Below are 11,529 nucleotides of genomic sequence, written 5' to 3'. Positions count from 1 at the left end.
AAGGGCCTCCGCCGACGCCACAGCCGCTCTGCTATCCATACCCACAGCATCCCAGCAGGGTCCGACAAAAACAGCGAGGACAAACGCCTATGTGGATAACCCTGGCGACGTCATTTTTGGTGTGAAGGGTGCGGAGGAGCCTAAATCCCTTCGCGCCAAAGGTCGGGGCTTAAGTGTCCGTTTCGCGCCATGAACGGGGCCCCAACTGTCCGTTCGCGCTGGATTGAGTGCGCCGTCACCAGATTGTCAGCACCCCCTCGTAGGCTGATTGAACGAACTCGAGGGGGTAGGCCATGCACATTCCAGCTACATTCTGTTCCATCATTCCGCCTTACATACTGCGGCGTTTGGCCCGCCTGGACGAGCCTCGGTTTTCTGCCGCCGCGCGGGCCGCCAAGGAAGCGCTAAGCCACGTCCGGTCAGTCCAGTCAGCCCGCACCCAGCCGGCTCCGGCCGCTCCCCCAGCACTGCGCGACGTCCGTCCGGGCCCGCCCAACAGGAGCATCTACGATGCCGGCGGATCCGAGAACCTGCCCGGAAAGCTCGTGCGCAAGGAAGGCGACCCGGCTTCCGGCGATCAGTCCGCTGACGAGGCGTACGACGGCCTTGGGCACACGCATCGCCTGTTTGCCGACATCTTCGGCCGTAACTCCATCGACGGCGAAGGACTGCCGCTCGATGCCACGGTGCACTTTGGCAAGCTCTACGACAATGCTTTCTGGGACGGCCGCCAGATGGTCTTCGGCGACGGCGACGGCGAAGTCTTCGAACGATTTACGCGGTCGCTGAGCGTCATCGGGCACGAACTCACGCACGGCGTCACGCAGTACTCGGCGGGGTTGGCTTACCGCAACCAGGCCGGTGCCATCAACGAATCCATGTCCGACGTTTTCGGCACGCTCGTGGAGCAGTACCTGAACAGCCAGTCCGTGACCGACGCCAGCTGGCTGATCGGCGAAGGACTTTTCACGCCCCAGGTTGAGGGATCGGCTCTCCGATCCCTGAAGGCCCCGGGCACAGCGTACGACGACGACGTGCTGGGTAAGGACCCCCAGCCGGATTCGATGGACTCGTACGTGCGGACCAGCGCGGACAACGGCGGCGTCCACATCAACTCCGGGATCCCCAACAGGGCCTTCTACCTCACGGCGGAGACCCTGCGCGGCAACGCCTGGGAGGCGCCGGGACGGATCTGGTACGACGCACTGACGGGAGGCTCGCTGCCTGCCACCGCCACCTTCCGCGTCTTCGCGAGGGCGACGGCGGCATCTGCCGTCGACCTGTTCGGCACCGATTCGCCGGAGCATGACGCCGTGCGGCAGGCGTGGGAAACTGTGAAGGTCAAGCTTTAGTTGAACGCCTGCCCGCCGCGAGCTGGCGGCCAGGCTGCAGGAAAGCCCAGGACCCAGGCCATGAAGATCAGTGTGGAGCGCAGCGGCGGCATCGCAGCCCTGACCCGCGTATGGACAGTGCACGCCCAGACCGCGAGCGCCAAAAGCCAATGGCAACCCATTGTGGAAGCATGCCCTTGGGACGCGGTGCCCAAGACCGTCCGGGCCGCAGCCGCGGAGGTGCAGGACAACCAGCCGGACCGATTTATCTATTCGATCCGGGCGGGCCAGCGGCGGGCGGCGCTGCCGGAGCAGGCTGTCACCGGACCATGGCGTGTACTGGTGGACACCACCCGGGCGGCAGCCGAGGACAGCCCCGACCGGCGGGGTCCTGTGCAGGCTTAGCTGCGTCTCCAGTCAGCCTGCTGCTACCAGTTGCCCCCGGAACGCCCGGCGGTAGGACTGCGGGCTGGTGTCCAGCACCTTGGCAAAGTGATGCCGGAGCAGGACGGGGTGCCCAAAGCCGGATTCCCGCGCAACTTCGTCGATGTTCAGGTCAGTGGATTCCAACAGCTCCTGCGCCCGGAGGACCCGCTGCGAGTTCAGCCAGGCAGCGGGTGTGGCCCCGGTTTCGGACCGGAAGCGGCGGGCGAAGGTCCTGGCTGACATGTGGACGCGGGACGCCAACTCAACGACGGTGTGCTCCTGCTCCAGGTTCTGCACCATCCAGCGCAGCAGCTCCTCCATCGGCGCGGATCCGCAGGTGGGCATGGGCCGGTCGATGAACTGTGCCTGGCCTCCGTCGCGGTGCGGCGGCACCACCATGTCCCGCGCAATGGTGGCCGCCACGTTCGCGCCCAGCTCCACGCGTACCAGATGGAGGCAGGCGTCGATCCCCGCGGCCGTGCCTGCGCTGGAGATGATGTTCCCGTCCTGGACGTAGAGGACGTTTTCGTCAACCTGCACGTCCGGGTACCGGCTCGCGAGCTCATGCGAGTAGTGCCAGTGCGTGGTGCAGCGCCGGCCGTTGAGCAGGCCCGCGCGGGCCAGCGCAAATGCTCCCGAGCAGATGGACATGACCCAGGCCCCCCGGGCATCCGCCGCGCGCAGCGCCTCCATCACCGACTCGGGAACGTCATTGTCCCGCCCGTACGGCGCCATGATCACGAGGTCCGCGTCCGAAGTAGCCTCCAGGCCTAAGGGGACGTTCATGGACAGGCCCGACTTGAGCCTGACGTCGCCAGGCTCAGGCGTGCAGACACGGAAGTCGAATGCCGGCACGTTGCCGCCGCGTTCAGATCTGTCGATGCCAAACACCTCACAAGCGGTGGCGAATTCGAAGATCGAGAAGTTGGGAACCACGATGACTGCCACTGATTTCAGCATGCTTCCATTATGGCAGAAATTATAGCTTTTTGGGCATTTCTGCCACTGTTAGTTGGTCGGCGTCGAGAGCAGCATTGAGTCATGGAAATCTTCGGAATCGCCCTAGTGGTCCTGCTCCTCGTTGTTCTCGCCGCCACCGTCTCAGCGCTCCTGCGTGATGGCCGCGGCCACACCCCGCCCGTCACCTCCGACCAGCCTTGGTCCGCCCTGGACCTGCCCAGCATCAGCTACACACTCCGTATCTTCTGATCATCACAGCACCGCAAGGACCATCCAACCGGCAAGGACCCGGCTCGCCAGAGCCGGGTCCTTTTATGTGCGGCGGTGTACGGCGGTCGGCGACACCCGGGGGCGGGGGCACGGTGCCTGCGCAGCATATTTGCAAGCAGGTTACGACGGCGTCATCGGCGCCCGGGTGCCGGGCGTAACACCGTCACAACGGCCGGCGCGGCCCACAGTAGACTGGTTCGAGCCATGACCTTTCACATCTCCTACCCCGCAGAGCTGCCCGTTTCCGAGCGCCGCGAGGACCTGATGGCCGCCATCGCCGCCAACCAGGTGACCATCATTGCCGGCGAGACCGGCTCCGGTAAAACCACCCAGATCCCCAAAATGTGCCTGGAACTGGGCCTGGGCGACAACGGCCTGATCGGGCACACGCAGCCGCGCCGGCTCGCAGCCCGCACGGTGGCTGAGCGCATCGCCGAGGAACTCGGTGTGGAGATCGGCCAGGAAGTCGGCTTCCAGGTGCGGTTCACGGGCGAAGTCAGCCGCGCCACCAAGGTCAAGCTCATGACCGACGGCATCCTGCTCGCAGAGATCCAGCGGGACAAGCTGCTGCGCAAATACAACGCCATCATCATTGACGAAGCGCACGAGCGCAGCCTCAATATCGACTTCATCCTGGGCTACCTCAAGCGCATCCTGCCGCAGCGGCCGGACCTGAAAATCATCATCACCTCGGCCACGATCGATCCGGAGCGCTTCGCCAAGCACTTCGGGTCCGACGACGAGCCCTCCCCCATCATCGAGGTATCCGGGCGCACGTTCCCGGTGGAGATCCGGTACAGGCCGTTGTCCCAGCCAGCCGGCGGACCCGCCGATGGCGAAGATGCAGACGCCTCCGATGACGAACTCGAAGAGGACCGCGATCCGCTCGACGCCGTCTGCGACGCCGTCGATGAACTCGCCACCGAGGCGCCCGGCGACATCCTGATCTTCTTCTCCGGTGAGCGCGAAATCCGCGACGCAGCCGAGGCACTGAACGCCAGGATCCAGTCCAACCGGCGCCTGGCCGGCACCGAGGTGCTGCCGCTGTTCGCCCGCCTGAGCCTGCAGGAACAGCACAAGGTGTTCCACCCCGGCAAAAACCGCCGGATTGTGCTGGCTACCAACGTGGCCGAGACGTCGCTGACGGTCCCCGGCATCAAGTACGTCATCGACACCGGCACGGCCCGCATCTCCCGCTACTCGCACCGCACCAAGGTCCAGCGGCTGCCCATCGAACGGGTGTCGCAGGCTTCGGCGAACCAGCGCTCCGGCAGGTGCGGCCGCGTGTCGGACGGCATCGCCATCCGCCTCTATTCGGAAGAGGACTTCGGGTCCCGGCCGCTGTTCACGGATCCGGAAATCCTGCGCACCAACCTGGCGGCAGTCATCCTGCAGATGACCGCCATGGGCGTTGCGCGTGGGCCCAAGGACGTGGAGAACTTCCCGTTCGTCGAGCCGCCGGACTCGCGGGCAATCAACGACGGCGTTACGCTCCTGCGCGAGCTCGGCGCCCTGAATGCCGTCCGGCCAGGTGACGCCAAGAGCGGCGGACTCACCGCCGTCGGACAGCAGCTTGCCCAGCTGCCGGTAGATCCCCGCCTCGGCAGGATGATCGTGGAGGCCGGCAAGCGCGGCTGCGTCCGCGAGGTAATGATCCTGGCCGCAGCACTGACCATCCAGGACCCGCGCGAACGTCCAACGGACAAGCAGCAGCTCGCCGCCGAGAAGCATGCCCGGTTCCGTGATGAAAACTCGGATTTCACCGGCTTCCTGAACCTGTGGAACTACCTGCAGGAGAAACAGCAGGAACTCTCGTCCACCCAGTTCCGCCGCCTGTGCCGGACCGAGTTCATCAACTACCTTCGAGTCCGGGAGTGGCAGGATCTCGTCGCCCAGCTCCGCCAGATGGCCCGCCCGCTCGGGATCAGCCTGGACAACAAGCGCCTTGCCGATCCTGTGGGCAACCACGAGGGCATCCACATGAGCCTGCTGTCGGGCCTCCTCAGCCACATCGGCATCCTGGACGAGCGCAAGCGCGAATACGCGGGCGCCCGCGGCAGCCGGTTCGCGATCTTCCCCGGTTCGTCGCTCTTCAAGAAGTCCCCCACGTTTGTGATGGCTGCCGAACTCGTGGAGACGAGCCGCCTCTGGGCCCGGGTCGCAGCCAAGTTCGATCCCGCCTGGGCAGAACAGGTGGCGCCGGACCTCGTTAAGCGCAGCTACAGCGAGCCGCACTGGTCCACCAAAATGGGCGCAGTCATGGCGTACGAGAAGGTCACCCTGTACGGCGTGCCCATCATCCCGCAGCGCCGGGTCAACTACAGCCGAGTGGATCCTGTGCTGGCCCGCGAGCTGTTCATCCGGCACGCCCTGGTGGAAGGCGATTGGAAAACGCACCACAAGTTCTTCCACCGCAACCGCGCCCTGCTTCTGGAAGTCGAAGAGCTCGAGGCCAGGATGCGCCGCCGCGACCTGCTGGTGGACGACGAAACGCTGTTTGAGTTCTACGACGCCAGGATCGGCCCCGATGTTGTATCCGAACGGCACTTCGACAAATGGTGGAAGGAGGCCCGGCAGCAGAATCCGGACCTCCTCGACTACGACAAGTCATTGCTGCTCAACAACGACGCCGATGACCTGGACGAGGCCGCTTATCCGAAGACGCTGTTGCACAAGGGCTTCGAGCTGCCACTCAGCTACGAGTTCCACCCTGTGGCGCCCGGGTCACCGCCCAACCCGTCCGACGGCGTCACAGCCGAAGTCCCGGTGCTCTTCCTGAACCAGCTCGATGATGCCGCCTTCCGTTGGCTGATCCCCGGCCAGCGTGCCGAGCTCGTGGCTGCCCTGATCAAGTCCCTCCCCAAGCAGGTCCGCAAGAACTTCGTCCCCGCTCCCGATGTGGCCCGGCAGGCCGTTGCCGCCCTGGAATCAGACTTTGATCCGGCCCACGATGAGCTGGAAGCCTCGCTGGAACTGGCCCTGCGCCGGATCCGCGGCCACGTCATCCCGCCCGGTTCCTGGAACTGGCACGCTGTGCCGTCCCACCTGCGGGTGAGCTTCAAGGTTGTCGATACCCAGGGCAAGGTGCTGGATGAGGGGAAGGACCTCACGGCCCTGCAGGAGCGGCTGGCCCCGGCAACACGCCGCGCCATTGCTGAATCCCTGGGCGCGACGCCGGGAACCACAGCGCCGCAGTCTCGGGGAAATTCGAAGACACCCGGAAAGTCCGGCGGGACGGCACCCGCGTCATCTACTGGCGGAAATGCAGCCGGCAGCGGCCCAGGCTTCCAGGAACAGACCGGCCTGACCGAGTGGGCCTTCGGCACAGTCCAGCGGCAGGTCAGCAACACCGTCAACGGCCACATGGTCACCGGCTATCCGGCGTTGGTGGATGAAGGAACATCCGTGGCGCTGCGCGTCTTCCAGACCTCGTCGGAGCAGCTCGAGGCCATGCGCGGCGGCGTGATCCGGCTCCTCGCCCTCAGGGTACCGGCGCCGGACCGTTACGTCCTGGAGCACCTCAACAACACCGAAAAACTGACGTTCAGCCAGAACCCGCATGGTTCGGTGTCAGCCCTTATTGCCGATTGCGCCCTGGCTGCCGTGGACAAACTGACCCCGGCGGAACTCCCGTGGGACCGCGCGTCCTTCGACGCCCTCTACGAGCAGGTCCGGGCGGAACTCATCGATACCGTCTTTAGTGTGACGGCCGTGGTGGAGCGCGTCCTGGCCAGCACCCGGCGGATTGAGAAAATGCTGAAGGGCACCACCAGTCTGGCATTGATCAGTGCCCTGAACGATGTCAGGAGCCAGCTCGAGCAGCTCGTGTTCCCGGGATTCGTGGCCCGCACCGGCTATAAGCAGCTGAGCCAGCTCCCCCGCTACCTTGCCGCCATCGAGAAACGCCTCGAAAAGCTCCCCGGCAACGTCCAGCGGGATGGCCTGAGCATGGCCGCGGTCCAGCGGCTGGAAGACGATTACGACGACGCCGTGTCGGCGCTGCTGCCCGGGCGTCGGGTCGGTGCAGAACTGACGCAGGTCCGCTGGATGATCGAAGAGCTGCGCGTGAGCCTCTTCGCCGTCGAACTCGGAACGGCCTATTCCGTCTCCGAAAAGCGGATCAGGGCTGTCCTTAACAAGGCGCTCGCGCCGGCCTAGCGCCGCGTTCAGCTTGCCGGAACGAACTCCGCGTAGCCAGCGGCCCTGAGCCCGGCACGCAGCTTCTCGGCGTTCGCGTCCAGCACCGCAGGATCCGGGTTCTGGTCGGCCGAGGCGAAATCGAAATCAGCCATGGTCCTGGACGGCCACACGTGGACGTGCAGGTGGTTGATCTCGTACCCGGCCACAATCAGTCCAGCCCGCTCGGCGGGGAAGACGTCCAGCTGCACCGCACCGATCCGCCGGGCCACTTCCATCACCTTCGCGAGGGTTTCCGGGGACGCATCGGTCCAGCGGTCCACCTCCTCGGTGGGGACCACCAGGGTGTGCCCGTCTGCCAGGGGACCCGTGGTCAGGAAGGCCGCAACGTCAGCCTCCCGCCAGACGAAGCGTCCGGGGATCTCGCCATTGATGATTTTGGTAAAGAGGGTGCTCATGCGTCTGCCTTCTCGGCCGGAGCCTGCAGGGTGCTGGTGTCCAGCACAAACCGGTACTTCACGTCGCCTGCCACCATGCGGTCGTAGGCCTCATTCAGCTGGTCTGCGCGCACCAGTTCGATATCCGCCACTACTCCATGCTCGGCGCAGAAGTCGAGCATCTCCTGAGTTTCGGCGATGCCACCGATCAGCGAGCCCGCATACGCGATCCGCCGCCTGATCAGGGCCCCCGGATTCACCGGCGGCATGGCGGCGGAGGGCAGGCCCAGCTGGAACAGGGCTCCGTCCACGCGCAGGGTACGGAAGAACGGATTCAGGTCGTGCGGAGCAGCCACGGTGTCGATAATGAGGTCGATGGTGCGGTCCGCGGCGGCCATGGCATCCTTGTCCCGGGACAGGATCACTTCGTCGGCCCCGAGTTCCAGCGCGGCGGGCACCTTTCCTTCGGAGGTGGTGAAGACTTTCACCACAGCCCCCATGGCCTTGGCGAGCTTCACGGCCATGTGTCCGAGCCCGCCGAGCCCCACCACGCCCACCACGTCGCCTTCCTCCACGTCGAAGTGCCGCAAGGGAGAGAACGTGGTGACACCGGCGCAGAGCAAGGGGGCGACGGCGGCCGGGTCCAGGTTCCCGGGCACTCGGACCACGTATCGCCGGTCGACCACCACGGCGGACGAGTATCCGCCCTGCGTGATGGCATCGCCGTTGCGTGGATCCTTGGCGCCGTAGGTCCCGATCAGCCCGTTTTCACAGTACTGTTCCAGGCCGTCCAGGCAGCTCTCGCATTCGCGGCAGGAATCAACCATGCACCCGACGCCCACGCGGTCCCCCGGGATGAAGTCAGTCACGGCCGAGCCGACGCGGCTGACGGTTCCGACGATCTCATGGCCGGGGACCAGCGGATATTTCTGGCTGCCCCATTCGCCGCGCGTGGCGTGCACGTCCGAGTGGCACAGGCCGCAGAATTCGATGGCAATCTCGACGTCATCTTCCTTCGGGGCACGCCGGGCAAGCGTCAGGGGCACCAAGCCGCTGTCAGCGGAAGCCGCGCCATAGGCGGCTGCCAGCAGGCCGGTGCCCGGATCAGTGTCCAGGTCCGTCGCAGGATGAGCAGCAGGATCGGCGACAGCGCCATTCGGCAATACGGGGCGGGCAAGGGGCGGCGGTACGGGGCGTCCTGGGGGTCATCCTTCGACGCTACCCCCGCGGGCCGCCGCATGGCCATTCGGCCGGCTGCCCGTCGCCACCGGCAGCGCGGGATTGTTGGACCATTCCGAGAAGGATCCCGGATAGAGGGAGGCCCGGAATCCTGCGATTTCGAGGGCGGCCACCTCATGGGCGGCGGTCACGCCCGAGCCGCAGTAGACGGCCACCGGGACGTCGTCGCGGACGCCGAGGTCCTCGAACCGGCGCCGCAGCTCGTCCGCAGGCAGGAAATGCCCGGCCCCGTCGACGTTCTCCGTTGTGGGTGCGCTCCGGGCGCCGGGAATGTGGCCGGCGCGCGGGTCGACGGGTTCAAATTCGCCCCGGTACCTTTCGCCGGCCCGGGCGTCCAGGAGGACGCCCGTTGCCGGCCAGTCCGCCGCTCCGGCCGCGTCGATGCTGGGCATCCTGCCTCCGGCAGGGGAAACATCAAAGGAAACACGCCCGACGGCGGCGTCCACCGGTCCACTGTCCAGCGGCAGTCCGGCGTCCCGCCAGGCGGCCAGTCCGCCGTCGAGCAGGTACACGTCCTGTAGCCCGGCGTTGCGGAGCATCCACCAGAGCCGGGCGGCAGCCATGTTGCCGCTGTTGTCATAAGCCACCACAACGTCGCCGTTGTTGATCCCCCAGCGCCGGGCAGTTTCCTGGAATTCCGCGTCGGTGGGCAGCGGGTGCCTGCCGCGGGTCGGAGTGGCCGGCGTCGCCAACTCGGTGGCGAGGTCCACAAAAACTGCCCCGGGGAGGTGCCCCTCAAGGTAGTGTTCCCGGCCGTGCGGGTCCCCCAGCGCCCAGCGGACGTCCAGCACCACCGTTCGCTGGCCGGCGTAGAAACGCGCTGCCAAAGCCGGGACAGCCATCAGTGGCCCCATGGTTCTCCTTGCAATTGTGCTTGTGAGATTCAGTCGCTCATCCAACTCTAGCTGCGGCGGAGCGCCTGGCACCGAGGGCCAGGCGCTCTGTCGCAGCTAGAGTTGGTCCGGTGAAGAACGCGAGTGCGGACCGGGCCTGGGCTGACGAGGCCATCAGAAAAGTCAATGCAGAAAACAACCGGTCCGCCGATACCCATCTCTACTCGGTGCCGCTCCCGCAGCACTGGGGCGTCCAGCTTTACCTCAAGGACGAATCCACGCACCGTTCGGGGAGCCTCAAGCACCGGCTGGCCCGCTCGCTGTTCCTCTTTGGCCTGGTCAACGGCTGGATCCGCGAAGATACCACCATCGTGGAGGCTTCCAGTGGCAGTACGGCGGTTTCGGAGGCATATTTCGCGCAGCTCCTGGGCCTGCCGTTCGTAGCGGTCATGACCCGCACGACGAGCCGGGAGAAGATCGCGCTGATCGAACAGTTCGGCGGCTCGTGCCTGTTGGTTGACCACGCCTCGGAGGTTTATGCTGCGGCGGCGGACGTCGCTGCCACGTCCAACGGCCACTACATGGACCAGTTCACGTACGCGGAGCGGGCCACGGACTGGCGTGGCAACAACAACATCGCGGAGTCCATCTTCGGGCAGCTGGCGCTGGAGGAACACCCCGTCCCCCGCTGGATCGTGGTGGGTGCGGGGACCGGAGGCACGAGTGCGACCATTGGCCGCTACCTGCGCTACCGCGGCCACAACACGCGCCTTGCGGTGGTAGACCCGGAGAATTCCGCGTTTTACCCGGGCTGGCTGAGCGGTGCGGGTGAGGCCAGCACCGGCCTGCCGTCACGGATCGAAGGCATCGGCCGGCCGCGGATGGAACCGAGTTTTGTGCCCGCCGTCATCGACCACATGATCCAGGTGCCCGATGCCGCCTCCATCGCGGCCATGCGGCACCTGCGCACGGTCGCCAACCTGCATGCCGGACCGTCTACGGGCACCAACCTGTGGGGCGTCTGGCAACTCGTCGCGGAAATGGTCGCCGAGGGACAGCGCGGCAGCATCGTGTCGTTGATGTGCGACGGCGGCGACCGCTACGCGGGGAACTACTACAATCCGGCGTGGCTCTCAGCCCAGGGCCTGGACCCCGAGCCGCACGAGGAAGTCATCCGCCGGTTTTTCGAGACCGGCAGCTGGAACGCGTAGATGGTCAGACCTCCACCGATTCCCGCGTGGCAAGGCGGGTGTACTCGGTACCGTATTTCCGGCCCAGCCGGGCAACATGGGATTCCGCGACCTTCAGGCCCGTTTCGTTCAGCAAACCATCGTGGATCTGGAACGCACGCGGAGCACGGACGGCGATGACAAAATCCACCACCTCGCTGACCTTGCTCCACGGCGCGTGGATCGGAACCAGCAGCGTCTGCACGCTGAGGCCGTCCGGGACGATGAAGGAGTCCCCCGGGTGGTACACGTTGCCGTCCACCAGGTAGGCGATGTTGGCGACGAGGGGAACCTGCGGGTGGATCAGCGCATGCTGTCCGCCGAAGCTGCGGACGTTGAAGCCGGCCGCGTCAAAACTGGAACCGGGTTCGACCGCATGGATCCGGGCTGCAGCCTGCGGCGCCTCCTCCCGCAGATGGGCAGCCACGCCGGCCGGCGCGAAGACCGCCAGGACGTCCGAGCCGCGCAGTGCCTTGACCATGGCCGGCACATCCACATGATCGCCGTGCTCGTGGGTGATGAGCACGGCCTGCGCCCCGGCCAGGGCTTCTGCCGTCTCGGAGAATGTTCCCGGATCCAGCACCAGCACGCGGCCGTCCTGCTCAAGCCGGACGCACGAGTGGGTGTATTTTGTCAGCTTCATAGCGCCAGCCTAGGGTCCGGCCCC

The 11,529-nt window shown here is 66.0% G+C and carries 10 protein-coding genes; 5 read left to right on the top strand and 5 right to left on the bottom strand.

Features of this window, described 5'->3' with window-relative positions; translation table 11 throughout:
* Nucleotides 1–293 precede the first annotated feature (293 nt).
* Nucleotides 294–1,352: a M4 family metallopeptidase gene (locus ASG77_RS07565; protein ID WP_056343354.1), complete on the top strand. Its 1,059-nt coding sequence runs from the start codon at nucleotides 294–296 to the stop codon at nucleotides 1,350–1,352.
* A 60-nt stretch (nucleotides 1,353–1,412) separates the two neighbouring features.
* Nucleotides 1,413–1,736 carry a protealysin inhibitor emfourin gene (locus ASG77_RS07560; protein ID WP_056343351.1) on the top strand — a complete coding sequence of 108 codons (324 nt, stop codon included), beginning with the start codon at nucleotides 1,413–1,415 and terminating at the stop codon, nucleotides 1,734–1,736.
* A gap of 12 nt (nucleotides 1,737–1,748) precedes the next feature.
* Here ASG77_RS07560 and ASG77_RS07555 read toward each other — a convergent pair whose 3' ends face one another.
* Nucleotides 1,749–2,717 carry a GlxA family transcriptional regulator gene (locus ASG77_RS07555; RefSeq protein ID WP_056343347.1) on the bottom strand — a complete coding sequence of 323 codons (969 nt, stop codon included), beginning with the start codon at nucleotides 2,715–2,717 and terminating at the stop codon, nucleotides 1,749–1,751.
* A gap of 81 nt (nucleotides 2,718–2,798) precedes the next feature.
* Between ASG77_RS07555 and ASG77_RS22210 the strand changes: the two genes are divergently transcribed.
* Nucleotides 2,799–2,966, top strand: a complete 168-nt coding sequence (locus tag ASG77_RS22210) for a hypothetical protein (protein WP_200950692.1) — start codon at nucleotides 2,799–2,801, stop codon at nucleotides 2,964–2,966.
* A 225-nt stretch (nucleotides 2,967–3,191) separates the two neighbouring features.
* Complete coding sequence (hrpA, locus tag ASG77_RS07550) at nucleotides 3,192–7,145, top strand: ATP-dependent RNA helicase HrpA (protein ID WP_056343346.1); 3,954 nt, start codon at nucleotides 3,192–3,194, stop codon at nucleotides 7,143–7,145.
* 8 nt (nucleotides 7,146–7,153) lie between these two features.
* On the opposite strand, the gene ASG77_RS07545 is transcribed toward hrpA, so the two are convergent.
* The 3 genes from ASG77_RS07545 to ASG77_RS07535 are packed head-to-tail and all read right to left on the bottom strand — an operon-like array spanning nucleotide 7,154 to nucleotide 9,654.
* Nucleotides 7,154–7,582: an HIT family protein gene (locus ASG77_RS07545; RefSeq protein WP_056343343.1), complete on the bottom strand. Its 429-nt coding sequence runs from the start codon at nucleotides 7,580–7,582 to the stop codon at nucleotides 7,154–7,156.
* Nucleotides 7,579–8,724 carry an NAD(P)-dependent alcohol dehydrogenase gene (locus ASG77_RS07540; RefSeq protein WP_056343340.1) on the bottom strand — a complete coding sequence of 382 codons (1,146 nt, stop codon included), beginning with the start codon at nucleotides 8,722–8,724 and terminating at the stop codon, nucleotides 7,579–7,581. The genes ASG77_RS07545 and ASG77_RS07540 overlap by 4 nt, the downstream gene beginning before the upstream one ends.
* Before the next feature lie 42 nt (nucleotides 8,725–8,766).
* A complete protein-coding gene (locus ASG77_RS07535) occupies nucleotides 8,767–9,654 on the bottom strand; it encodes a sulfurtransferase (RefSeq protein WP_056343338.1) in 888 nt (295 codons plus the stop codon).
* A 110-nt stretch (nucleotides 9,655–9,764) separates the two neighbouring features.
* Between ASG77_RS07535 and ASG77_RS07530 the strand changes: the two genes are divergently transcribed.
* Nucleotides 9,765–10,844 carry a PLP-dependent cysteine synthase family protein gene (locus ASG77_RS07530; RefSeq protein ID WP_056343335.1) on the top strand — a complete coding sequence of 360 codons (1,080 nt, stop codon included), beginning with the start codon at nucleotides 9,765–9,767 and terminating at the stop codon, nucleotides 10,842–10,844.
* Between the two features lie 4 nt (nucleotides 10,845–10,848).
* On the opposite strand, the gene ASG77_RS07525 is transcribed toward ASG77_RS07530, so the two are convergent.
* Entirely contained in the window at nucleotides 10,849–11,505 is a 657-nt protein-coding gene (locus tag ASG77_RS07525) for an MBL fold metallo-hydrolase (protein ID WP_056343332.1), read from the bottom strand.
* Between the last annotated feature and the right edge of the window lie 24 nt (nucleotides 11,506–11,529).

The sequence above is a fragment of the Arthrobacter sp. Soil762 genome, from assembly GCF_001428335.1.
In the GTDB taxonomy this organism is placed as follows: domain Bacteria; phylum Actinomycetota; class Actinomycetes; order Actinomycetales; family Micrococcaceae; genus Arthrobacter.
This window is presented reverse-complemented; position numbering and strand designations above follow the sequence as displayed.